Below are 23,673 nucleotides of genomic sequence, written 5' to 3'. Positions count from 1 at the left end.
GGCCGGGCCGCCGCCGTCCGGGCGGGCGGCCCGAAAAGGGGGCTTCAAGTCGTCGACGCCATGCCCGAGTTGAGGCAGGCCGCTGCCGGTGCCCTGGCACAGTGGGTGCCATGAGCAATGGCGACATCGTGGGCCCCGACGCCTACCGGTCCGGCGGCAGGCCGAATCCTCCCGTGCGCTGCGTCAAGTGCAAAGGCATCACCGTCATCACCACGCACGCCAAGAACCCGCGGACCGGGCAGTTCGCATGGCGGCTGACGTGCCTGGAATGCCGGGTCGCCTGGCCGATGGACCAGCACGGCGGCGAACCCGACGAATACATCTGACACATCTGACACCCCCGCCCGGGGCGTCAGCGCAGCACGCCCTCCAGGAAATCGCTGCTCAGCCGCGACACCGCCCGCACGTCCAGCTGGTACAGCACGTACCGGCCGCGGCGCCGGGTGACGATCAGCCCCGCCTTCCTCAGCACCGCCAGGTGCCGTGAGACCTCCGGCGCGCTGATGCCGAGGATGTTCGCCAGTTCCCCCGTGGTGTGCGGGGAGCGGGCCGTGCTGCGGCACAGCTGCATCCGCACCGGGTGGGCCAGGGCCTCCAGGCGCAGCTTGAGCACCTCGACGGAGGCCGGGGCGGGCAGCTCGGGCGAGCCGACGGGGTAGTGGACGACCGGGCGCCAGCCCGGCCGGTGCAGGATCATCAGGTGCGGCCAGGCGAAGTGCGAGGGGACGAACGTCAGGCCCACCCCCACGGCCGGGTCGACCGCCGTGGCCTGGCACTCCGCCAGTTTGTCCGCCCGGATCCGCCGCCCCTGCCCGTCCTCCTCCAGCACCATCGCGGGCGACACCGCGGTCAGCGCCTCGGCCAGCCCCTTGCGGCGCAGCAGCTCCGTCTTGTGCCGGACGTCGGCGGCCAGTACCCCCCGCACCCGCTGCCAGACGTCCGCGAAGAAGGCCTCGTCGCAGTCCTCGACCAGCCGCCGCACCCACGCCCGTACGGCGGTGGGGTCCTTGAGCAGACGGCCGGTGAACTCCCACTGCTGCGGGCCGCGGGCCGCCGCCAGCTCCAGGGCCCGGGCCCGGGTGGCTGCGTCCGTCAGCGGGGAGGGGCCGCCGGTGGCGTAGGTGGCCAGGGAGGCGAACTCCAGTGCCGCCGAGACGAACTGCTCGTCGTCCAGCCGGTCCAGCAGGTCCAGGTCCTCCGCGAGCGTCGCCCCGGCCCGCCGGTCACCGCCGCGCACCCCCGCGAAGGGCATGAACAGGTCGGAGAAGGTGTTGCGCCACAGGAAGTCGGCCTCGTGGAGCCGGCCCGCGAGGTCCCGGCCGAGCGAGGCGGCCGTCGCCGAGGCCCAGCCGCGCAGCCCCGGGTGGTGACCGGGCTCGGCCAGGGCGTGCAGTGCCAGGTTCAGCTCCGCCAGCGGCGACGTCTCGAAGACGATGCGCTCGGGCGGCAGCCCCGCGATGTCGATGCTCACGCTCATGCCCCCATCGTGCCTGCCCCGCCACCATGGGCCCGCACCGATTGACGCCCCGCGCCAATCCACGGCCCCCACCACGAAGGGGAAGGAAACCCGCAGGTCACAGGGGCTTGTCCCAGACGAGGGAGTACCGCCACAGCAGATGCCTGCGCACCCGGCACCCGGGCAGCAGCCACCGCGCCTGGCGGCGCACCTCGCCCCAGCTCATCACCGGCTCCCGCACCGGCATCCCCGCCGGGTCACGCTTCCCGCCGTGCCGGCGGGCGAGCACCCGCGCCGCCGGCACCCCCGCACCACTGACGACCCAGTCCCACACGGTCCGCGGGCGGGTCAGGCCGACGACCACCAGCCGCCCGCCCGGCGCGAGCAGAGCGGCCATCGCCCCCAGAGCCTCGGCGAACGCGACGTGATGGACCACCGCCACCGCACTGACGAAGCCGTACCCGCCCTCCTCCAGCACCCCCGGCGGCGGGTCGAGGAAATCGGCCTCCACGAACCTCACCGACGGCCACCGCCCACCGCCCGCACGCGCCTGGCGGATCATCTCGCCGCTGCGGTCCACCCCCGTCACCACCCGCGCCCGCGACGCCAGAGCGCGCGCCAGCAGCCCGTCCCCACAGCCCACATCCAGGGCCGCCGCACACCCCGGGGGCACCGCGGCGAGCACCAGCCGGTGGTAGTGCACATTGTGGTTCCACACCTCCGCACCCATCGGCCGACCGTACCCCCTACGCCCCGCCGGCACCGCGCCGGCCAGGGTGGGGGAACGGTCAGGGGGTGGGCCCCCGCTGCCCCCGCCGCCCGCTCGCGGCCAGGATGGACCGGCTGGTCGGCACCCGGGTGTAGAAGACGTCGCGCGCGGCCGGATCGGCGATCGTGCGCCCCTTGGCCAGCAGGACCGCCCGCGCCCGGTCCAGCCAGGGCCCGGCGTCCCCGGCCCGGCCCGCCGACAGGAGGATCTCGTAACGGGTGAAGTACACCTCCTCGGAGCGCAGGGCCGGCATCTCGCCCGTCTCGGCGAGGCGCTCCACCGCCCCCTCGCTCAGCGCCAGTGCCGAGGGCCCGTCGCCGAGCCGCCAGGCGCCGTGTGCCCCCAGCATCAGCGCGGCGATCTCGCTGCGCTGGAACCCGGTGCGGCGGCACTCCTGGACCGTCTCCGCGAACAGCTCGCAGGCGCGGGCGACGTCCCGCAGGCCGTAGGAGGGGTGCATCAGCAGCTCGCCCAGATAGTTCCGCAGCAGGGGCAGGAGCGAGACGTGCGGTGTGGCACGCAGCTGGTCCCAGCCCGCCAGGAGCGGCGGCGCCGCCTGGCCGGGGCGGTCCCATTCGAGGTACAGCTTGCCGAGCAGCCCCAGGTTGTAGCCCTGGTGGGTGCTGGCGGCCGCCCGCGGCGCGAGCCGGCCGACCGCTTCGGTCAGCAGGGCTTCGGCTTCCTCGAACCGTCCCGCCGCGGTCAGCAGCTGGCCGAGGAAGTTGGTCATCTTCGCGTACGGGCCGGGCGTGTGCCGGGGCGACAGCCGGTCCAGGGACGCGCGCAGCCGGCTCTCGGCGGTGTCGAAGGCACCGCGGTCGAACGCGGCGACACCGATGTGGCCGGTCAGCCGGGCGAGCGTCAGGGGAAGCAGCTCCGCCTCCTCGGGGCGGACGAAGGCCCCCGGCGAACGGGCGGCCAGTGTCTCGGCCCGTTCGAGCATGCCGGTGCCGCGCTTCATGTCCCGGCCGACCGTGCAGTGCCCGAGATCGGTCAGCGCCTCCAGCTCGGTGAACACGTCCCCCGCCGCACGGGCGAGGCCGACCGCCTCGGTGAGCGCGGCGAGCGCGGCGTCGAGGCTGTGGGTGACGACCAGGTGCTGGCCCGCCATGTGCCGGGCGGCCGCCCGCAGCGCCCGGTCGGCTGTGCGCGCGGCGGCCGCCTCGGCCCGCGCGACGAGCGTGTGCACGGGCACGGCCGGCCACGGCTCGATGCCGACGGTGCCGTCCCCGTCGCCGTCACGCCACCACAGCTCGGACGCGCACAGCAGGACGCGCAGGGTGCGCACCCGCAGGCTGTCGGCGCCGGTGCCGTGGGATACCGGGCCGAGGGCGTCGAGGGATTCCAGGACGGCGATGCAGGCGCGGACGACCTCCTCGCCCGGCTCCCGCCCGTAGCGTGCCGCGGCCGCCACCAGGGCCCGTTCGCAGTCCTGAAGGCCACGGTGGCCGGCGGGGCCGGGCGGCGGGCCAGAGGCAGCGGCGGTCATGCGCACCTTCCGGGTCGAAGCGGCGTGCGGTCGGCGTGCGGTTCGGCGTGCGGTCGGCGGTACGGCCCGGGGCCTGGATCCCCCCGGGCCTGGATCCCCCCCCCCGGGCCCGGAGGGACACGGTGCCCGGGGAGGATCCTTCCCACCGAAGACGGCAGCGACCCGTGCTCCGGGCCGGACCGCCATCAGACCGCGGTCGGGCTGCGATCAGACCGCGATCAGACCGCGATCAGACCGCGATCAGACCGCGATCAGACCGCGATCAGTCTGCGGTCGGGCCGTGGTCAGTCGGTGCTCCCGGCCGTCAGCCGTTCCGCTTCCGCCACCAGCCAGGCCGGGGGAACGAAGTCCGCGTTCCCCCGGGACTTCTCGGCCGCCCCGCGCAGGTGCCGGGCGGCCTCGCCCGCCTCGCCCGCGACCATCGCCCCCGCGGCGCGGGCCAGCAGGCCGGCGACCTCGGCGCCGGTCGCCGCCGCCCGCTCGAAGGCCGTCCGCGCACGCTGGGCGGCGGAGAGGGCCTCGGCGTACCGGCCGACCGTCCAGTGGGCCCAGGCCAGGTTGTACAGGCAGATCCCCTCGGTGCGGGGCGAGCCCACGGCGGCGCCGTCGGTGTGCGCCTGGAGGAACTCCGCCTCCGCCCGTTCCACGTCCCCCAGCCCCAGGAAGGCGACGCCTTGGACGTTGTGGACGTACCCGAGCGCCTCCGTCACGCCCACCTCCTCGTAGAGGGCGATCGCCTCCCGGGCCATGGCCAGGGCGCGGCGCCAGTCGCCGGAGGCCAGGTGCGCGCAGGCCGCCGAGTCGTCCGCCTGGGCGCGGCCCAGGCCGTCGGAGAGCTCCAGCGCCCTGGTGCGCATCGTGTCGGCCACCTCCAGCGCCTCCCGCACCTCACCCCGGTAGCTGTGGGTGAGGCTCAGGCTCATCAGCGCGCGCAGCAGACGCTCGGGGTCGCCGAGCCGCTCCTCGAGCTCCACCGCCCGCCGCAGCGGGCCGATGGCCTCGTCGAGCTGGTTGAGCTGGCGGTAGGTGTCGCCCAGGGCGAACAGCGCCTGCCCCAGGCGGTGCTGGTCACCCAGGCGCTCGGCGAGCCCGGCGGCCTCCTCCAGGACCTGGGCGGCCTGGCGGTGCGGGCCGCCGACCAGCAGCGCCACCCCGAAGCCGACCAGGTGGGCCATCCTGGTCGCGTCGTCCTCCAGCCGCCCGGACAGCTGCTGGTGCATCTCCCTCGCCGCGCCCACGGAGCCGCGCCAGGTGAGGAAGTAGTCGATCTCGTCCAGGACCGCCGCGGCCGGTTCGTAGTCCTCGGCGCGTATCCGGTGGGCGAACTCGTAGCGGTGCAGCTGTACGTCCTCCACCGACCGCCACTCCTCGCGCGGCGGCTTCTGCCGGGCGTACCAGTCGGCCACCCGGCGGTTGAGGGAACGGCAGCCCAGCAGGCCCTCGCGCGGCAGCTCCCCGTAGATGAAGTCGGCGTCCATGGGGTGCAGCGCGAACATCCGGCGGGCGCGGTCGACCGTGACCATGCGGCCGTGCGAGGCGAGACGGGCCAGAGCCGCCGGAACGTCGACATCCGGTGCCAGGGGCCCGAGCACCCACGAGGCGGCGTCCCGCGCGACCGGGCGGCCGAACGCGGCGAGCACCTCCAGGACCAGCCGGCTCTCCGCGTCCAGCCGCTGGAACCGGTCCTGGGCGAGGTAGGCGATGACGTCCCCGCGCTCGACGAACGTATCGAGCACCTCGTCCAGCGTGGGCAGCGTGAGATAGTCCTCGCTCAGCGCACCCGCGATCAGCTCCAGGGCCCGCGGCACCCCGTGCACACGGCGCACGGCGCGTTCCAGATCCTGCCGGGAGGCGCGCACGATGTCCGTCTCCCCGTCCGCGTCGAGCTCGCACAACAGCTCGACCGCGTCCGGCACCGGCAGCCCCTGGTCGAGGTAGAGACGGGCCTGGTAACGGCGCAGCTCCGGGGGAAGGGCGAGGGGCACCTGCGTGGTCATCAGGATCCTGGCCCCGTGCCGCGTTCTGAAGAAGGCGTCGAAGAAATCGGTGAGTTCCCGGTCGCACAGCTCTCCCCGGTCGTCGAGCCGGTCCTCGAAGTTGTCCAGCAGGATCAGGTAGGGCCCGCCGGAGAGCGCGGCGAACAGCTGCGCCACCTTGTCGGGCGTGCCCCGCTGGCTGGTCCACACCTCCAGCAGGTCCTCCAGCACGGCTGGGCCCGGCAGCCTGGCGCAGTCATGGAAGATCCGCTCCAGGGAGATCCCGGACGTCCGGCTGCTGACGTTGACGATCCCCGCCCACGCACCGCCCTCCCCGCCGCCGGCCAGTTGCTCGGCCACCTTGGCGGCCAGCGCGCTCTTGCCGATCCCGCGCCGCCCGATGACGGCCACCAGGCGGGCCCGCGGGTCGCCGAGACGGGTCACGACCTCGGCCCGTTCACGCGTGCGGTCCTTGAACGTCTCCAGACCGTAGGCGACCGGCATGCCGATGACCCGGCACCCGGGATCCGCAGTGCGTCCCCGCATAGTTCCCCCTCGACAATCCGCGGGCCACCACTCGGGCTCCGGCCACGGGACCGGCGCGCGCCCCGGACTTCGTCCGTACCGGCTACGCCCCGCGCCCGAACCCTTACCCTGAACTATCGCAGCCGGACTACCAGTTGGTACGCGCAATGGAGCACCTTTGCGTACGGGGGAGGCGGACGGTGACCGATCGCGGAAGACTGCCCTGGCGGCCGTCCTGGACGCGCCGCCTGCGGCCGCCCAAGGACATCGCCGTGCTCACCCTCGCCACCCTGGGCGGCCTCGCGCTGGTGATGTGGGGATGGCTGATGCAGGGCGAGGACTACACGCCGGGACTGCTGCTCCAGTTCGGCAGCTCCCTGGTCCTCATCGTGCCCCTCATCGTCCTCGGCCGGGTGTTCGAACGCCGGATGCAGAGAACACAGGACGCCCTCTCCAGCGACCTGGCGGACATCCAGGCCCAGATGCGCGCCACACACGCCCGGCTCGACACCCTCGGCGAGACCAGCAGGGACGGCCTCCTCGACCGCCACCGGCGGCGGGAGGCACTGCTCCGCGAAGCCGAACGGGCCCCCACCGCACCACGCCTGGCCGCCCTGCTCGACGAAGCCGCCGGCCTCCAGGCCGTCGACGACGCCGGCATACGCACCCGGCTGCCCGGCTCCGACCTGTGGCTTCGCCTGGACCTGCGCCGCACCACCACCGCACCCCACCCGCCGCGACCCGCCCGGAACACCGAAGCGGCCCTTAACCTGACACTGGAGGACCGGGGCGGCACCGCGGCCTCCGCGACCACCTGGGCACGCGACGAGCAGGCATCCGCCGCGGCCCGCCGGCTCACCGCCCGGCGCACCGGCACCGCCTCCACCGGCCCCGCGGCCGCAGCCCTGCGCGACACCGACGCACTGCTGCGCCTGCTGGTCGCCACCCTCCGGACGGCGATCGCCGCCCGCACGGGACAGGAACGCCAGGACCTCGGCCGGCTCATCGAACTGCCCAACGAGCAGTGGGCCATCAGCGCCGACGGGCTGTGGTGCCGGCAACGCTACTTCCACATACGCACCGAGCAACTCCTCGACGCCCGCCAGGACTGGCGCCGCCACGCCCTGGCCAAGCCCTGGGTGGACCGCGAACACTTCCTCGACGCCTACCGCACCGCCCACGCGCTGCTCTCCGCCCCGGCCCCCGCCCCGCGCTGAACCCCGGCGCACACCACCTCCCTTGTCCCCGGGCACGGGCCTTGGACAGGTCCCCGCCCGGCCCCGGCAGCCACGCGCAGAAAGGCCCCTCCCATGACCTCTACGGACACCGTCTTCATCCGCGGCCTGGAGATCCCGGCCCTCATCGGCGTCGACGCGTGGGAACGGCAGGTGCGGCAGATCGTGGTGATCAACCTTGAGCTCACCACCGACATCACACCGGCCGCCGCCCGCGACGACCTGCGCGACGCGCTGGACTACAGCGCCGTCGTACGACGCCTGAAGGAGTTCGTCGGCGCGAGCACGTTCCAGCTCGTCGAGACCCTCGCCGAGCGGACCGCGCGGACGGTCCTCGACGAATTCCCCGTGCGCCGGCTGCGGCTGGAGCTCGTCAAACCCCGGCCGAACAGCGGCGGGCACACGGTCGGCATCATCATCGAGCGCGGCGCCCCCGCAGAATAAGTGCCTCCGGCCGGCGCTCACCCGCTGACCACAGACACCCGCCGGCCTGGCATCGAACGCCCGCCACGGCCTCCTCCGTGCCGCCACCGGCGCCGCCGGAACTCATGGCAGGCATCATCCCCGCCGCCTTCGCGCAAGTGGCGGCCAGGGGCCCGGGGATGCGGGGGCCCGCCGCCCGGTCGCGCGCGGGCGCGCACTAGCGTTGCGGCCATGTCCCGACGACACTCCCGCCGCACCGCGCACGGGGCCCTGGCCGCGGCGGCGCTCTGGCTGACCGCCGGCTGCGCCGGCGCCCCGGCCTCCCCGGGCGCGGCGGACCCCCGTACCCAGGCGTCCGCCCCGCCCGCCGCCGAGGCCCGGGCCGCCGGCGCCAGGGAGACCACGGCGACCGCGGACGCCTTCCGCCGGCGCGTGCCCGCGCTGGCCTTCCACCGGCAGGCGGAGCGGGACATGTGCGCGGCGGGGGAGAAGGACACCTTCAACCACGGCCGCGACACCTACCGGTTGCGCTGCACCCGCACGCTCCTGCTGTACTTCGGCGCGGACGGCACGGTCGAGGACCGGATCCGGGAGGTGGACGCGGCCGTCACCGCTGTGGTCCGCGCCCGCACCGGCGACGCGCCGCGCACCGACCGGCCGACGGAGACGGCGGCCGCGGCCCTGCGCTACTACACACCGCGGGGCGAGGACGGGTCCGCGCCGTCGCTGACCTACCGGTGGTCCGCCGGGGGCGGCGCGCAGAACACCTTCACCGCGCGGGTGGACTGGGAGGACCCGCTCCAGGACAAGGCCCGCTTCTCCCTCTCCGCCCCGGACAGCGGCGGTTTCTGCCAGGAGAGCACGGGCGGGCCCGTACCGGCCCGGGTGCGGGCGGGGGAGTGCCGGCCCGTCGACCAGAAGGCGGAGACGGCCCGCATCCGGGCCCGGCACCCTTACGCGTTCAGGCTGACGCTGGAGGACAGTTACTACGAGCTCGGCTGGGACTGAAAGGGCCGCCGGGGCGTGGGGGCGGATCCGGCCCCCGCCGCGTCTCACGCGGGCGCGTAGTCCCCGAGGGAGGGCTGGAGCAGGCCGAAGACGCAAGCGGCGTCCTCGGTGACGCGCGCGGCGATGGTTTCGGGTGCCTGGCCGGCCAGGGTGAGTTCCTGGATGCGCTGGAACAGCACGCGGTGGGCGGCGCCGAGCTGGGCGGCGGCCGCGCGCGCGGTGATGTCCTCGGCGGCGGCGCCGGTGGCCTCGGCCAGGGCGCGGGCGAGCGCCTCCTCGCGCAGGTCGTGCAGTTCGCGCAGGCGGGTGGTGAGGGTGGGGCTGTCGGCGATCATGCGGGTGAAGTCGGGGCCGGCGAACCCGGCGACGGGGTCCTGGCGCCCGGCGGCGTCGAGGAAGGCGCGGCGCAGGGCGGCGAGCGCCGTCTCCCCGGGGGCGCGGCCGGCCAGGACGCGGGCGAGGCCGGCGGTGAACTCCTCGTGGTGGTCGAAGGCCAGGTCCTCCTTGCGCGGGAAGTAGTTGGTGACGGTCTTCTTGGCCACGCGGGCGGCGTCGGCGATGTCGCTGATGGTCGTCTGCTCGAAGCCCTGCCGCAGGAAGAGGCGGGTCGCGTGGTCGGAGATCAGCTGCCGGGTCTCGCGCTTCTTGGACTCGCGGAGTCCTGTCGGTTCGGTGCTCATGGAGTAAATATTACATCCATGGCAACTTTGCGCTTGACGCATGACGGGGTGCCCCCGGGGCCCCCTCGCGTCACCGCCCCCCTCGCCCGCCCGGCCGCCCGTCCCTCCGCCCAGGAGAGGCAGGCGGCCGGGGGCCGTCCCTCAGCGGCCGAACTTCACACTCCCGAACGAGGAACTGCGCGGCGCCTGCCCCCCGGGCGCCAGCCGCAGCGCCGTGCCGTTGCACTTCTTCCCCCGGTAGACGGTCGCCTGCACCCCCGTCCCGTTGTGGGCACCGCGGGCCTCCTGGCTCATCGTCAGGCACTTGCCGTCCGGCGGGTTGTCGACGAAGAAGGGCTTGCCCTTGGGGCCCACCCAGGAGAACGACCCCTTCGCGGCGACCGCCGTGCCCGTGGGCAGGGCCACGGCGAGGGCGAGGCCCGCGAGAGCGGCGATCACAGGACGGAAAAGACGCATCACTGATCCTTTATCTCGGTATCACTCGATGACGGAGAAATGAGGCGAAAGCCTCGTCACGGTCAACGACGCTCGGCCCGGCGCGACACGCGACACGCCCTACGCCATCCGCGTCACCGGCGGGCCCCCGGCGGGACCCCGATGGGGCCGCGCTCCCATGCGCCCGGGACACGGGCCCTCCTACGTTGGGAATCCGGCGCTCCACCACCGGCGCCCCGCACACCGGCGGGGCCGGGAGCCCGGCACGCGAGAGGAACCCCCTCATGAACGCACGAACCCTGCGGACCGCTCCCGCGATCGCCCTGGCCGCCGCCGGCCTCCTGCTGGGCGGCGCGGCGGGAACGGCCCTCGCCGCCCCGCAGCAGGACACCACGGGCACGAGCGCGACGGTGCTCCAGGAGCGCCCGTCCGGCAAGTACGGCCCGTACTCCTCCTACAAGGCCTGCCACAAGGCGGGCAAGCACGGTCAGGACCACGGTCGCTGGCACCACTTCACCTGCAAGAACGAACACCACAAGTGGTGGCTGTACACCTACCGCTGACAGCGGAGGGCAAGGCCCCGCAGGCCGGGCCCGGGACACGCCACGCAGCCCACACGGTGCGTACGGGTGTCCCGGGCCCGGCCGTACCCGCGCCGCCCGCGGCCCGCGCGGGTACGGCGGGCCGGCCGGGCCCGCCGGCCGGGCACCCGCCACCTGCCCGGTACCGCCGCGTGCGCCCCTGAACGGACCACACCGCCCCCACGCTCCCCGGTGTCCCCGCCCCAAGGCGCTACGCTCCGAAACGCGTGCACCCGCACCGACCGTGAGGAGGCGTCATCAGCGAATACACCACCCCGTCCCAGGCCGAGGGCGAACGCCTGCCGGAGGACGAGGACGAGTCCCAGGCCAAGGAACACCACCACCCCGACACCACCCGCACCACCCCCTCCCAGGCCGAAGGCGAGCGCACCACGAACGACGAACCCTGACCCGCCCGGCCGCCGACGAGGGCGGCCGGGCGGCCGCACGGCGCAGGGACCGGCGACGGTACGGGGCTGCCCGGCCGGGCGGTCCGCGCTCCAGCCCCGCCGCGGGCGGCCGCGGACTCCTCACCCACTACCTTGCGCCGCATGACAGTCCCTCACTACCATGCACCGCATGACAAAGGGGCTGCCCGCCACAGGTGACCAGCGCCGCAGCCAGCTCCTGCGCGGCGTGCTCGACCTCTGCCTCCTGTCGCTGATCGAAGAACGCCCCCGCTACGGCTACGAGTTCACCGAAGCCCTCACCCGCAGCGGACTCGAACTGGTCAGCGACGGCAGCATCTACCCGCTGCTCGCCCGGATGGAACGCACAGGCCTCATCTCCTCCTACCGCGCCCCCTCCGCCAGCGGCGGCCCCCCGCGCAAGTACTACCGCCTCACCGAAGCCGGACACACCGAACTGACCGGCGGCCGGGCCGTGTGGCACGCCTTCACCGGACACGTGGACCACCTCCTGACCGACACCGGCCCCCGACCCGCAGAGGACGGCACACCATGACCCACGAGCGCATACTCGCGGTCTGCCGCAGCAACTGGGAGTACCGGGGGATCGACGACGCCTCCGTACGGGAGATGCTCGAGGAGCTCGCGCACCACCTGTGCGACGCGGAAGCCGCCGGCCGCACCGCGCGGGACGTCGTCGGCGGCGACGTCCGGGCCTTCGCCGCGTCCTGGGCCCGGGCCCGCGCCCCGCTTCCCCGCCGGGCCCTGCGCACCACGGCACTGGCCTGCTCCGTCCTCGGCTGCCTGCTGCTGTTCGCGCACCTGATCCAGTGGACCGCCCACCTGGCCGTGACCGCCGACCGCGTCGCCTTCTACGCCGTCCTCACCGCGGTCACCGTCGTCTGGGAAACACGCCGCGGCAGCCTGGGCCTCGGCAAGAGCTGGGCACTCTCCCTCGCCGTCGCGCTGCCCGTCCTCCTGCTCGCCAACCGGCTCGCCGGCGACGCGACACTGCTCACCACACCCCTGTGGGCCACCGCCCTGCTGCTCCTGCCCGGCCTGCCCTACGCCGTCACCGACACACGGGCCAGGAAGAACACCCCCGCCACGGGCTGACCCGCCCCCGAAGAAGGGCCGGCGGCCCTTGCCGGGGGAGAGGCGGCCCGCACCCCCTCCCACCGCCCCACCGCCCGGGCGCGAGGCACGCCCGGCGAGCGCCCGCGAAAATCCCCCCGCAGCAGGGGAGTTGCCGCAAGTGAGAAGAGTGCACCCCACGGTCTCCCGAAGGTAACGAGTGGGAGAAAACGGGAGAATCCCGAGTTTGGTCATCCGGAATGGCGGAAAACCTAGCGGCGCGATCCCTGCGTTCCCACCCGCTCCACACCACCCCGCGCACCCAACCGCCCCACCACCGGCAGACCACCCCGCCCGAGGGACCGCCCATGCCCGAAACGTACGCCGCCGCAAACGCCCCCGGAGCCCTCCCCCTCGTCGGCCACGCCTGGCCCCTGCTCCACCGCCCCATCCCCTTCCTCAGCTCCCTCCCGCAATACGGCGACCTCGTCGAGATCCGCCTCGGACGCGTCCGGGCCCACGTCCCCTGCCACCCCCAGCTCCTGCGCCGCGTCCTGTCCGACGACCGCACCTACGACAAAGGCGGCCCCCTCTTCACCCGCCTGCGCGACCTCGTCGGCAACGGCCTGGGCAGCTGCCCCCACCGCGACCACCGCCGCCAGCGCCGCCTCCTCCAGCCCGCCTTCCACCGCACCCGCATCGAGACCTACGCCCACGTCATGACCGACGAGGCCCTGCGCCTGAGCGCCACCTGGCAGCCCGGCCAGACCGTCGACGCCTTCCCCGCCATGTTCGAACTCGCCCTGCGCACCGTCACCCGCACCCTCTTCTCCTCCCGCGTCGGCGACGACGACGTGGCCCGCCTCCAGCACTCCTTCGAAACCGCACTCGCCGGCCTCTTCCGCCGCATCTTCGTCCCCGCCCCCCTCCAGCACCTCCCCCTCCCCGCCAACCGCCGCTACGCCCGCGCCCTGGCCGACCTCCACGGCTCCGTCGACCACCTCATCGCCGGCTACCTCAGCACCGACGAGAACACCGGCGCCGACACCAGCCCCGACACCCACCACGCCCAGGACCGGGAAGACCTCCTGTCCACCCTCATCGCCGCCCGCGACGACGACACCGCCCTCAGCGACGGCGAACTCCACGACCAGGTCATCACCATGCTCCTGGGCGGCGCCGAAACCGTCGCCGCCGCCCTGACCTGGGCCCTGTACGCCCTGACCCGCAACCCCCGCGTCGCCCACGACCTCCACGACGAGGTCGACACCGTCCTGGCCGGCCGCCCACCCGCCCACCGCGACCTGCCCCACCTGCCCCGCACCGGCCACATGATCAGCGAAACCCTGCGCCTGTACCCGCCCGCATGGCTGTTCACCCGCATCACCACCCGCCCCCTCAACCTCGCCGGCCGCTACCTGCCCTCCGGCACCACCCTCGTCATCAGCCCGCCCGCCCTCCACCACAACCCCGCCCTCTACCCCCGCGCCGCCGACTTCTGCCCCGACCGCTGGAGCGAGGAACGCCCGGGCCTGCCGCCCAGAGGCGAGTTCACCGGCTTCGGCGCCGGCGCCCGCCGCTGCCTGGGCGACACCTACGCCGTCGCCGAGGCCACCTTGACCCTCGCCACCCTCGCCCAGCGATGGCGGATGGAATGCGCCCCGGGCACCGACATCCGCCCCGCCCCCCTCTCCGCCGTCCACCGCCCCCGCCGCCTCCTGCTGCACCTCACCCCCCGCACCCGGGTGGGCTGAGCCGGCCTCGGCGCCCGGCCCGGACGTATCCCGGGGGCGGGCCGGCGTGCTCCCGGGCGGCATGCCACGCACGGGCAGGCGGGAGGCCCGGCGCCGTTGTGCCAGGCGGTCACGCAGGGCCCGTCGGCACGGCCGCGGGCACCCGGGGTCACGCCGGGCCGGAGCCCGCGGACCGCTGCCCCGTCATCGCCTGCCCGCGCCCGCATTCTGTTGAGGCGGGGCGGGACATCCCCTCAGAGCTTGCGGTGGGCGTCGTAGGCGTCGGGAGCCTGGCTGTCCGCAGGGGGGTAGAACTGGCGGGACCACTTGCGGTGGGCCCCGATGGGGCCGTCCCCGGAGGCAAGTTTCGCAGGCGTGGCGAAGCGCTTGTGGTGGAAGATCCCCAGATCGCGGGCCGCGTCCTTCTTGGTCTGCCAGAAAATGGCGTACTGGAGCGCGCGCAGCGCCTTGTGGCTCAGCCATTCATACGCCGGGCCGCGGTGGTGCGGGGGATCGAGGAGTTCGAGGCTGGACGCCAGGCTGTAACGCATGCGGCCGGGCCCGGTCGGTGTGGCGAGCAGCCAGTTGACCGAGTAGAGCCCGAATTCGGGCATGGATACGTTGATGTTGGCGCCCGCGAGCCCCGGGAACTGGTTGATGAACTCGCTTTCCACCACCGCGGGGCCGATCCTGCGCCCGGCCTTCATGGTCACCCAGCCGAATGGGCCTTCGTATTTCGGGGGAGTCAGGACCTCGAGGTTGATCAGCCCGTGCAGGTACGTGAGGTGGGGGTAGTCCACGACGTTCTCCGAGACGTCCTGGGGGTACCCGCAGAGGTCGGTGATCTGGTAGACGGGATCGCGGGCGTTGTCGAGGCCGGTAAGGCCGGCGGCTACGTCCCAAGTCGGGGCGCCTCCCTCGTGGTGGTGCCAGACCCAGACGATTCCCCACCTTTCCTGGACCGGAAGCATGGGCAGGGAGAGCTTCGGGGCCGGGCCGTAGGGGCTGTGGACGCAAGTCCCGTCCGTTGCGTAGCGGAGGTTGTGGAGCGGGCACTGAAATTCCTCGCCCAGGACCTTCCCGTCGAATCCGAGGTGCGCGCCGAGGTGCGGGCAGTAAGGCCGGGTGGCCCTGAGTGTGTCACTCTCCGTGCGGTAGATGACCAGGTCCTCTCCCATGTAGGGAACGGTGTGGGTAGCGCCGGGCTGCCACGCGTCGGAGAACCCGGCGCAGAACCATCCGTCGGGGTAGGGGAGGGCCGGCGGTCCGCTCTTGTCGCCGGGCAGGACCGTGTCCGGGTACCGGTTGACTCGCAGGGGTGGTTTCTTGCGCATCTGTCACCGCCCTTCCGGTCGTTCGCCGTCGACAGCGGGAGTGAGAAACCCTTCCCTGCGTTTGTAGCGCAGGCACGATTCCTGCCAGCGGTAGTAGCCGGACAGCCCGTCCTCGAGAATCCGGATGCCGCGCAGGACGTCGTCCTTGCAGGCCGCGTGCGGGTCTTCGGGGACGCCCGTCAGCCTCCGCAGCCGGTCGGCGACCCTGGTGAAGTCACGCAGGCGCTGCTCGACCATGTACGCGACGTGGTTCGCGGCTTCCTGAAGGCTGAGATCCCGGTCGTGCCGCAGCACGAGGACAAGGTTGTGGGGGTTGCGGTAATGAAGGTCCTTGCGGACCGTGAAGGTGTCGTTCGACCACAGCCATAACTCGGCCGCCATGTCGCGGAGTTCATAGAACAGGCCGCGGTGGACGTGATCGGGGATGTTGGCTCCCTGCAAGCCTTCGAGAGTGTCGATGCTGGGGCGGGTGGCACCATTGACAAGACGCAGGCGCAAGTATGCGTCGACACCCTGGAGTTCCTCTGCCGACCGGTTGTCGACTTCCCTCCGCATGGCACACAAATACTGCCTGACGTGATCCGCGAAGCGCCTGCGCGGATGCTCAGGGAAGTAATGGAAGAAATCACCCCACAAGTCGGCCAGGGCGCGGGCGTGCGGGAGGGAAATCCTGGGGTCGTCCGACGGCGGTGGCGGTTTCCCGCTCAAGACGTAGTCGAGCTCGGCTTTTCCGTGCAGGAAGACTTCCGGGTTCCGGCCCTGCGGCCCGTCGTCGAACATGTCGTCCCACAGGAAGAGCCATGCCACCCACTTGGCCTGGAGAACAGCGCCGAGGGTATCCGTGCGCGGGCACCACCAGCCGGAGAACAGCCCGGACTGCATGTCGGTCATCCGCTGCCGCGCCGCCTCGCTGTTCAGCAGGCCGAACCTCTCGGACCACCTCCGCGCTTCCTGCTCGGCCAGTGCGTGGTCCGGGTTCAGGGCGACCGGCCAGGGGATGCGGTACTCGGGGATCCGGTAGCGGGTCATGGCCTCCATGTCCTGCTCATGCGTGTCTTCGAACAGCATGGGCTTGGACACAGGGAGTCTCCTGACGTCGTGAGCGACTGCCGGCCGGGCAACGGGAAGTGGCCGGGCGGCCGCACCGAGGTCTTGCCGAAGCCGCTGCGGAGGGACCTGGCCACAAAGAGTGCGCTGAATTGCAGCTCGGAATCGATGACCTTGCCAGGGCGGGAATCTTGCTGGCGTGATGCCGGTTTCTCCCGGGCGATCCGGAAAGTATCCGGCCGCGAGTTCTTCCCTGAAACGCCTTCAGTTTCTACGCGTATGCTGACGGATGCCACGCGGGTCAGCAAGGCGCTCACTGTCGGCGCTCGAAGCACACCCGCTTTGCCGTTGTGCGCAGTGGCACACCGCATGCATCCCGCGGGACGGAATGCGAGACCCGGCTCCTCCTTCCGCGTGCCCCGGCGCGGCACGACCGTGGGACTGCCTCCTCCCGCCAGGGCGCCCCCGGCCAGAACCTGCCCGTGGCGACCCTCCATCCCTCGGCCGTCCCGCGCGGCGGCGCCACCGGCCGCACCGCCCGGTACGAGGGCCTCTTGGCGGACCGGAAGACCGCCGCCAACTCCTGTGTCCCGCCCCCCCGGGCGAGCACCGACACCCGTGTGGGGGAGCACCCTTGGGGGACGTCCTCCAGGCCCACCCCCAGTGCGGCACGGTGCGCCACGGTGGTGGCAGAGTCACCCCGGACACCGGGCCGCGACGGCCGGTGAACGGGAACGCCCGCCGCGGGGGCTGAAACCGCGACGGGCGGACCGAGAAGAGTGGCCGTTCGGGGCCTACTGGGTATAGGCCCCGCCGGTCACCCCTTGCCCGTCACGACCATGATCAGTCCGATGACGGTGACGAACAGCTCCACCCAAGGTGCAGCTGTTCGTACCGCGGACTTCACCCGGTCCCAGCGGACAGGCGTTCTCGGCTTCCGGTGTCGCACCATGGGCGCGCCTTCCCTGTCGCCCCCGCACCTGAAATCGGGCCAGTTTCAGGGGAGTTGACGCCCCCCGGTGGCGCGGCCCGAACCCCCGGCGGTTGCGGCCGCCCCCGCCCGGGCCACCACCCCACCCGGCGGCGAGACCAGGCGCCCGGCCCCGCCCGGCCGTCACCCCGCGGCACCGGCACCCGGCCACGGCACGTGACGTAGGTTGACCGCGTGACCCCCACCGACAAGCAGCGGCTGATAGCCGACCGGTACCTCCTGACCGACCTGATAGGACGCGGAGGCATGGGCGCGGTCTGGCGCGCCACCGACCAGCTGCTGCAACGCACCGTCGCCGTCAAGGAACTGCACCTCGGCGCCGACGGCCACCGGCGCGCACTGCGCGAAGCACGCACCATCGCCCGCGTCTCCCACCCCCACGTGGTCGGCATCTACGACCTGGTCGCCCACGAGGACCAGGTGTGGATCGTCATGGAACTCGTGGACGGCCCCTCCCTCGCCGACCACCTCACCACCGCCGGCCCCCTGCCCCCGGCCCGGACCGCCGAGATCGGCCTCCAGCTCCTCGACGCCCTCACCGCCGTACACGCCGCCGGCGCCCTGCACCGGGACATCAAGCCCGCCAACGTGCTCCTGCGCGCCGACGGCAGCGTCGCACTGACCGACTTCGGCATCGCCGCCCTGTCCGACGGCGAATCACTGACCGGCACCGGCGAGGTGATGGGCTCCCTCGACTACATCGCCCCCGAACGCCTGCACAGCCGGCCGGCGGGCCCGCCCAGCGACCTGTTCTCCCTGGGCGTCACCCTCTGCGTCCTGCTCTGCGGCCGCACCCCCTTCGCCCGCCCGACCCCCGCCGCCACCCTCCACGCCGTCGCCTACGAGCAGCCCGACACCTCCGGCTGCACCGGCCCGCTGCGCACCCTCGTCGAAGGCCTGGTGCGCAAGGACCCGGACGAACGCCTCTCCGCGCCCGACGCCGCCGACGCCCTGCGCGAGGTCCTCACCCCCGGACCCGCCACCCGCACACACACCCTGCGGGCACCCACCCTCCCCCCGAGACGCAAGCCCCGGCGGCCGCGCCGGGCGGCGGTGCCGCTGGCCGTCCTCCTCCTCGCATCCGGCGCGACCACCGCGTACCTGATGACGGGCCACAAGACACAGCACGCGGCGACCGCCACCCCGCCCGAACCGAAGCCGATGATCCCCGACGAGGTGATGCGGACTCCCGACGACCGCAACCAGTACTGGGTGTTCTCCGGCGACCGGTACGCGCTGATCGAGCTCGCCGACGCACCCCGCACCGACAAGCAGGTGACCGGCCCCCGCCCGCTGACCGACTGGAAGAACAGCCTCCGACGCCCCCGGGAAAGCACCGGCACCTGACCGCGCCCTCCAAACCGCCCTACGTCACCCACAGCCCCGGCACCCGGGGCCCCCGGCCGCTCCCGGCTGCCTCAACTCATCAGCCCGGGCGCGAAGTAGTCCCGCAACCGGGCGATCTTCCCGTCACGGATACGGAAGATCTGCACAAGGGAGACGACCGTGTCCTCCCCGCCCCCGCCCCCGTCCCCGTCCCCGTCGAAGACCGTGTCGATCTCGGCGATGAACACATCGGGGCTGGAGGTGGTGTGCAGGACGTACCCGGACTTCTCCAGATTCGGCCCGGGGGCGTCCGCCGTCTGCCGCTCGTAATACGCCGCCATCGCGCCGCGGATCGCCTCACGGCCCACCAGCCGCCGTGGGAACACGGCGCCGGCGGGCATGAGCGGCGCCTCGAAGACGCCGTCCTCGGTGAAGGCCTCGGCCAGGGCGTCGGCATCGCGCGTCATGGAACCGGCGTAGACATAGGCCTGGAAGATCTCCTGCGGCGTTCTGGACACGACGGCCTCCCGGGACGCGGGCACGGATGCGGAAGACCACATCATCACAGCGACGCCCGCGAAGGCGTGGTTTTCCCTCGACGATCACACCACGCGGGACGCCCGGCCGGTGGTCTCCCGAGGCGGGCGCCGAAGAGACCCGGCTCGCGGTCCTGCGCGGCAACAGCGCCCCGGGCACGTCGCCCGTCACGGCCGGGCGAGGCCGGCCCCCGCCCCGGACCGCCGACAGCACACCAGGCCCCGGGGGCAACCCCCAGAGGAGGCGCACCGGTGCGGCACCCGGCCGGTGGAACAACCGGCCGGGCGCCGCACCCGGCTCAGACCACCGCGCCCGACCCCTTCCCCGCCCGGGCGCGCACCGGCGCCGGGCCGCCGGGCCGGCGGCCCTCCAGGGTCACGGCGAGCGGCGCGGCCGTCAGCACCGTCGAGGCCATGCCGAACACGACGCCGCACAGCAGCGCCAGCGAGAAGTCGGCCAGGGAATCACCGCCCAGGACCGTGAGCGCCGCCAGGACGAACAGGACACCCATGCCCGTGTTGACCGTCCGCGGCAGCGTCTGGACGACCGCGTCGTCGACGACCGACGCCAGCGAGCCGCGCCCCGCCGCCTTCGACCGCCCGCCACGGGGTGCCCGCCGCATCTCCCGGACGCGGTCGAAGACGACCACCGTGTCGTTGACGGAGTACCCGATGACGGTCAGCAGCGCCGCGAGGAAGACGCTGTCGGCGGGCTTGCCCAGCCAGGCGAACAGCCCCAGGACCAGCAGCACGTCCTGCACCATCGCCGCGACCGCCGCCGCGGCGAACGTCCAGCGGAACCGGACACTGAGATAGACCAGCTGGGCCGCCACCGCCACCCCCAGCGCGATCAGGGCCTTGCCCCGCAGCTCACCGCCCAGGGCGGGCCCGATCCGCTCGTCACGCTCGACCGTGACCGCCCCGCCGTGCGCCTCCAGAGCGGCCCGGACACGCCGCTGGTCGTCGTCCGTCGCCTCACCGGTGCGCACGACGATGTCCCCGTCACCCGCCTTCTGCACCACCGCGCGCGGGAAGCCCGCCTCAGCGACAGCGGTACGCGCCTTCTCCACCTCCAGCGGACGGCTGGTGGCGTACTCGGTGAGCCGCCCGCCGGTGAACTCCACCCCCAGCTGCACACCCCGCACCCCGATCCCGGCCACCGCCAGCGCCAGCAGCCCCGCACTGACGGCCAGCCAGGTACGGCGCCGCCGCATCGGACGCGGCGCCCACCGCGCCAGGAACGCCCGTACGCGCCCGCCCGACGCCACCCCGGCCAGCCCCGGCCGCCGCCGCACCCCCTCCCACCGCAGCGCCCTCTCCGCGAGGACCCGGGTGATGACCAGCGCGGAGACCATGGACGCCGCGACACCGACCGACAAGGTCACACCGAAGCCCTTCACCGGGCCCGTCGCGAAGAAGAACAGCAGCCCGGCCGCGAGAAGCGTGGTGACGTTGGAGTCGAGGACCGCGCTCCACGCCTTCCCGAAACCCCTGCGCAACGGCCCGCGCGGATCCGCCGGCCCCCGCCGGCCGGCGGGCAGCCGCGCGTACTCCTCCCGGGTCCGCTCGAAGACCAGGACGTTGGCGTCGACGGCCATGCCGACGGCCAGCACGAACCCGGCCAGGCCGGGAAGCGTGAGCGTGGCACCCAACGCCACCAGCGCCGCGTACGAGATCAGCCCGTACAGCCCCAGCGCGACGGTGGCCAGCACACCCAGCAGCCGGTAGACGGCGATGACGAACAGCGCCGTGCCGGCCAGACCGACGACCGCCGCCCAGGCACTGGCACGGATCGCCTCCGCCCCCAGCGTCGCCCCCACCGTGCGCTGCTCGACGACCTCGACCGGCACCGGCAGCGCACCCCCCTTGACCAGCGCCGCCAGTTCCCGGGCCTCGGCGGCACCGAAACCGCCGCTGATCTGCGCGCCGCCACCCGTGATCCCGGTACGGCAGGGCACGCCGCGCTGCATCGCCGGGGCCGAGACGACGCGGTCGTCCAGGACGATGGCCACCCGCCGGGAGGCCTCGCCCGGCGCCGCGCACGCGGCGGCGCCGGTGACGTCCGCCCAGGCCTTCTCCCCGCTGCCCTTGAAGGACAGCGCGACCGTCCACCCGCCACCCGACTGGGTGTCCAGCACGGCCTGGGCGTCCTTCACCTCACGCCCGGTCAGAGCGGGGGAGCCCAGGCGCAGGACGCTCCCCGGGGCGTCGGGATCGGGCAGGACCCGGACACCGGGGGCCGTTTCCCCCTCCGTGGGGGCGGTGGAGGCGAGGACGGGGTGGAAGGACAGCTGGGCGGTGCGCCCGATGACCTCGACGGCCTCCTTGGGGTCATGGACACCGGGCAGTTCGACGATGACGCGCCGCTCCCCGGAGCGGGTGAGCGACGGCTCCGCCACACCGAGCGCGTCGACCCGCTGGCGCAGCACCTCCAGGACCCGGTCGGTGGCGGCGGAGTCCGCGCGGGCACCGGGGGAGTCCCCGGTCTCCAGCACGATATGGGTGCCGCCCCGCAGGTCGAGGCCGAGGCGGGCGGGGGTGGTCAGGGCGAAGTACAAGGACGCGGCGACGACGGCGAGCGCGATCAGCGCACGCCACAACGAGGCGCGGGACGACATGGGTTCTCCACTTCACGGCATACGCGGGACAGACGCCGCGGCCACGGGCACGCTCCGGCCGGCTGCCTGCCTGCCGTGAGGGCGTGCGGGCATGCCGGGGGAGCGGGGCGGGCCGGCGCCTGAAGGGGTTGTCAGCTGCTCCGCGTGAAGGGAGGGCCGCGTGTGCGGCGTGAAGTGAGGACCGCGGGGGGCGGCGCGCGCTCCTGCCGCGGCCCGGCGATCTCGCCGGGCCGCAGCGGGAGTTCCAGGGGCCCGGTGACCGGCCCCTGCGTGAGGACCGGCAGGGTGTGCGGCCGCGGGCTGTGCAGGACCGCGTGCGCCTGCGGCGCCGAGACCCGGGAAAGGCCGTCCACCCCCCAGTGGACACCGGCCGGCTCCCCGTGGGCCTGCGCGCGCCCGTCCAGGCCGCCCACCGGGGCGGCGGACAGGGACGGCACCGAGGCGACGGGCCATACGGCGGAGGGGGACGGCACTGTGGTGACGGCCGGTACGGCGGAACGGGAGGGCGGCGCGGTGGCGGCCGCGGTGGCTGTGGGGCCGGCCAGGAGCACGAGGAGCAGGGCCCACAGCCCGGCCAGGGCCGTGGCAACGGCGGCCGACGGCGCCCGGCGCACGCGCTCGCTCACCCGGCCTCCCACCCCTTCATCCCCGGACACGCCCGTACCCGGGCCGGCCGGCCCCACGGCAAGCCCCCACTCACCTCACCCTAACCCCCGATGCCGCCGAGTTCCCCGGGTATCGAAGGCGCCTCCGCGCCCTGGCGTCTTCGTTGTGAAGGAAAGAAAGTGATCTTGCCTTCGATGCTGGTGGTGACGGGGTGGTGCTCCGGTTGCCGGCGGCCGGCCTGCCGACCGGGGGAGCGAGGCATGAGGGAGCCCTCGGTGACGGCCGGTCCCGTCGGCCGGCCTGCCCACGCGCCAGGAAACCGCCCGCCTGCGCCCGGACCGGATCCCGCCCGGTCCTTCCCTGCCGCGCGCCCCCTGGGGCCGGTGCCTAGGCTGGCGGGGCGGGAGCGGAAGGGGCGCCCCGGGAGCCCGGCATGTTTTCGCCGGCCCGGGCCGGAAACGCGCGCTGTCGAAGAACCGCTTCCCCCTGGAGGACACGATGACCGACGCACCCGAACGGAACGCCCCGCGCCGTACACAGCGAACGCGCGCTGAGGACCCCGGCAAGGGGGCCCGGGCATGACCGGCCGGCGTGGCGAGGAACCCGCGGGCCACGGCAAGGCCGTCCCCCGGGACATGCAGGACCAGCAGGCGGGCGGCGCACCGCAGTACGGCCCGCAGGGCCCGGGAAATCCCCGGGCCCCGGAGAACACCGAGAGCACCGAGAACACCGAGAACCCTGAGGATGCCGAGGATGCCGGCGGGACGGCGGGCACCGGGGAACCGCAAGGCGACGAGGACGAGCCCCCGGACTGAAGCCGGAGGCCGCCGGGAAACCGCCGCGAGACCGGAGCGCCGGACCTCGGACCGCCGCCTCCCGCTCCCGCAGCAGACGCGGCAGAACAACATGCCCGGCCCGGCAGCACCTGACCCAGACCCCGGCACCCCGAGAGGCGACCGGAAGCACCGGGAAGCAACCGGAAGAACCGGGAGCGCCCCGCCCTACCCCGCGTCCTCCACCCGCAGCCGCACCTGCTCCTCCAGCCGCTCCAGACTCCGCTCCAGCGAGGCGAGCACCACCTCTTCGCCGGGGTCGTGGCGCTCGTCGGCGAAGGCCAGATGCACCGTCACCTCGCTGGCACCGCCGCCGGTGCCGGAAACCTGTAGCCAGCCGGTATAGGCGCCGCTCTCCCGCGTCCCCCACTCCAGCCGCAGCCGGTCGGTCCGGGCGCGGAAGAGCGCGGGCTCGTCCTGGCCGGTGCGGTCCTCGTGCACGGTCACCTCCGGCAGCCGCTCCGCCCGCACGTGCAGCTCCTCCGGCAACCAGCTGCCGAGCCAGTTCACGTCACCGGCCTGGTCGAAGACATGCTCGGCCAGCGCGGGCATCGTCCGGGAACGCTCGTATTCGCTCATGCCACCGGCCTG

23 protein-coding genes are annotated in these 23,673 nt (G+C 73.7%); 10 read left to right on the top strand and 13 right to left on the bottom strand.

The features are described 5' to 3' along the window. Positions 1-110: 110 nt before the first annotated feature. Positions 111-326 carry a hypothetical protein gene (locus SMD11_RS00415; RefSeq protein ID WP_087924485.1) on the top strand — a complete coding sequence of 72 codons (216 nt, stop codon included), beginning with the start codon at positions 111-113 and terminating at the stop codon, positions 324-326. Between the two features lie 26 nt (positions 327-352). Here SMD11_RS00415 and SMD11_RS00410 read toward each other — a convergent pair whose 3' ends face one another. The 4 genes from SMD11_RS00410 to SMD11_RS00395 all read right to left on the bottom strand — a co-directional run bounded on the left by SMD11_RS00410 (position 353) and on the right by SMD11_RS00395 (position 6,236). After that, positions 353-1,471, bottom strand: a complete 1,119-nt coding sequence (locus tag SMD11_RS00410) for a DUF5937 family protein (RefSeq protein WP_087930200.1) — start codon at positions 1,469-1,471, stop codon at positions 353-355. A 103-nt stretch (positions 1,472-1,574) separates the two neighbouring features. Then, on the bottom strand, positions 1,575-2,186 hold the full coding sequence (locus SMD11_RS00405) for a class I SAM-dependent methyltransferase (protein WP_087924484.1): 612 nt from the start codon (positions 2,184-2,186) through the stop codon (positions 1,575-1,577). Positions 2,187-2,244: 58 nt separating this feature from the next. Further along, on the bottom strand, positions 2,245-3,714 hold the full coding sequence (locus SMD11_RS00400; protein WP_087924483.1) for a tetratricopeptide repeat protein: 1,470 nt from the start codon (positions 3,712-3,714) through the stop codon (positions 2,245-2,247). Positions 3,715-3,998: 284 nt separating this feature from the next. Continuing rightward, complete coding sequence (locus SMD11_RS00395; RefSeq protein WP_159395152.1) at positions 3,999-6,236, bottom strand: tetratricopeptide repeat protein; 2,238 nt, start codon at positions 6,234-6,236, stop codon at positions 3,999-4,001. A 179-nt stretch (positions 6,237-6,415) separates the two neighbouring features. Here SMD11_RS00395 and SMD11_RS00390 point away from each other — a divergent pair, with 179 nt between their 5' ends. The 3 genes from SMD11_RS00390 (at position 6,416) to SMD11_RS00380 (ending at position 8,881) form a co-directional block, all read left to right on the top strand. After that, entirely contained in the window at positions 6,416-7,432 is a 1,017-nt protein-coding gene (locus tag SMD11_RS00390; protein WP_087924481.1) for a hypothetical protein, read from the top strand. 93 nt (positions 7,433-7,525) lie between these two features. Then, the gene (gene folB / locus SMD11_RS00385; protein ID WP_087924480.1) at positions 7,526-7,894 is read left to right on the top strand and encodes a dihydroneopterin aldolase; all 369 of its coding nucleotides are present in this window, start codon (positions 7,526-7,528) and stop codon (positions 7,892-7,894) included. Between the two features lie 210 nt (positions 7,895-8,104). Next, on the top strand, positions 8,105-8,881 hold the full coding sequence (locus SMD11_RS00380) for a hypothetical protein (RefSeq protein ID WP_087924479.1): 777 nt from the start codon (positions 8,105-8,107) through the stop codon (positions 8,879-8,881). Between the two features lie 44 nt (positions 8,882-8,925). Here the strand turns inward: SMD11_RS00380 and SMD11_RS00375 are convergent, their stop codons facing one another. Both SMD11_RS00375 and SMD11_RS00370 read right to left on the bottom strand, forming a co-directional pair. Next, a complete protein-coding gene (locus tag SMD11_RS00375) occupies positions 8,926-9,561 on the bottom strand; it encodes a TetR/AcrR family transcriptional regulator (protein WP_087924478.1) in 636 nt (211 codons plus the stop codon). Positions 9,562-9,702: 141 nt separating this feature from the next. After that, positions 9,703-10,017, bottom strand: coding sequence for a hypothetical protein (locus tag SMD11_RS00370; protein WP_087924477.1), 315 nt, complete (start codon positions 10,015-10,017; stop codon positions 9,703-9,705). Positions 10,018-10,280: 263 nt separating this feature from the next. On the opposite strand from SMD11_RS00370, the gene SMD11_RS00365 reads away from it, so the two are divergent. The 4 genes from SMD11_RS00365 (at position 10,281) to SMD11_RS00350 (ending at position 13,812) form a co-directional block, all read left to right on the top strand. After that, positions 10,281-10,559, top strand: coding sequence for a hypothetical protein (locus SMD11_RS00365; protein ID WP_087924476.1), 279 nt, complete (start codon positions 10,281-10,283; stop codon positions 10,557-10,559). A gap of 597 nt (positions 10,560-11,156) precedes the next feature. After that, positions 11,157-11,540 carry a PadR family transcriptional regulator gene (locus SMD11_RS00360; protein WP_234365817.1) on the top strand — a complete coding sequence of 128 codons (384 nt, stop codon included), beginning with the start codon at positions 11,157-11,159 and terminating at the stop codon, positions 11,538-11,540. Then, positions 11,537-12,100 carry a hypothetical protein gene (locus tag SMD11_RS00355; RefSeq protein ID WP_087924474.1) on the top strand — a complete coding sequence of 188 codons (564 nt, stop codon included), beginning with the start codon at positions 11,537-11,539 and terminating at the stop codon, positions 12,098-12,100. The genes SMD11_RS00360 and SMD11_RS00355 overlap by 4 nt, the downstream gene beginning before the upstream one ends. A gap of 326 nt (positions 12,101-12,426) precedes the next feature. Beyond that, positions 12,427-13,812, top strand: coding sequence for a cytochrome P450 (locus tag SMD11_RS00350; RefSeq protein ID WP_087924473.1), 1,386 nt, complete (start codon positions 12,427-12,429; stop codon positions 13,810-13,812). Between the two features lie 233 nt (positions 13,813-14,045). Here the strand turns inward: SMD11_RS00350 and SMD11_RS00345 are convergent, their stop codons facing one another. The 3 genes from SMD11_RS00345 to SMD11_RS36770 form a co-directional block, all read right to left on the bottom strand. Next, positions 14,046-15,125, bottom strand: a complete 1,080-nt coding sequence (locus tag SMD11_RS00345) for a Rieske 2Fe-2S domain-containing protein (protein WP_087924472.1) — start codon at positions 15,123-15,125, stop codon at positions 14,046-14,048. Positions 15,126-15,128: 3 nt separating this feature from the next. Then, positions 15,129-16,205: a terpene synthase family protein gene (locus SMD11_RS00340; protein WP_087924471.1), complete on the bottom strand. Its 1,077-nt coding sequence runs from the start codon at positions 16,203-16,205 to the stop codon at positions 15,129-15,131. A gap of 784 nt (positions 16,206-16,989) precedes the next feature. Then, positions 16,990-17,124, bottom strand: coding sequence for a hypothetical protein (locus SMD11_RS36770; protein WP_267896789.1), 135 nt, complete (start codon positions 17,122-17,124; stop codon positions 16,990-16,992). Positions 17,125-17,337: 213 nt separating this feature from the next. On the opposite strand from SMD11_RS36770, the gene SMD11_RS00335 reads away from it, so the two are divergent. Further along, on the top strand, positions 17,338-18,510 hold the full coding sequence (locus SMD11_RS00335; protein WP_087924470.1) for a serine/threonine-protein kinase: 1,173 nt from the start codon (positions 17,338-17,340) through the stop codon (positions 18,508-18,510). 71 nt (positions 18,511-18,581) lie between these two features. On the opposite strand, the gene SMD11_RS00330 is transcribed toward SMD11_RS00335, so the two are convergent. From SMD11_RS00330 to SMD11_RS00320, 3 genes are all read right to left on the bottom strand, one after another. Beyond that, positions 18,582-19,007 carry a nuclear transport factor 2 family protein gene (locus SMD11_RS00330; RefSeq protein ID WP_234365816.1) on the bottom strand — a complete coding sequence of 142 codons (426 nt, stop codon included), beginning with the start codon at positions 19,005-19,007 and terminating at the stop codon, positions 18,582-18,584. Positions 19,008-19,324: 317 nt separating this feature from the next. Then, positions 19,325-21,643, bottom strand: coding sequence for a protein translocase subunit SecD (gene secD / locus SMD11_RS00325; protein WP_087924469.1), 2,319 nt, complete (start codon positions 21,641-21,643; stop codon positions 19,325-19,327). Positions 21,644-21,774: 131 nt separating this feature from the next. Then, entirely contained in the window at positions 21,775-22,269 is a 495-nt protein-coding gene (locus SMD11_RS00320) for a hypothetical protein (protein WP_087924468.1), read from the bottom strand. A 558-nt stretch (positions 22,270-22,827) separates the two neighbouring features. Between SMD11_RS00320 and SMD11_RS00315 the strand changes: the two genes are divergently transcribed. Then, complete coding sequence (locus SMD11_RS00315) at positions 22,828-23,064, top strand: hypothetical protein (RefSeq protein WP_087924467.1); 237 nt, start codon at positions 22,828-22,830, stop codon at positions 23,062-23,064. Positions 23,065-23,250: 186 nt separating this feature from the next. Here SMD11_RS00315 and SMD11_RS00310 read toward each other — a convergent pair whose 3' ends face one another. Then, positions 23,251-23,661 carry a hypothetical protein gene (locus SMD11_RS00310; RefSeq protein ID WP_087930198.1) on the bottom strand — a complete coding sequence of 137 codons (411 nt, stop codon included), beginning with the start codon at positions 23,659-23,661 and terminating at the stop codon, positions 23,251-23,253. Positions 23,662-23,673 lie beyond the last annotated feature (12 nt).

The organism is Streptomyces albireticuli (genome assembly GCF_002192455.1).
Lineage (GTDB): Bacteria > Actinomycetota > Actinomycetes > Streptomycetales > Streptomycetaceae > Streptomyces > Streptomyces albireticuli_B.
Note: the sequence above shows the minus strand (reverse complement) of the source record. Positions and strands in the feature narration are given on the sequence as shown.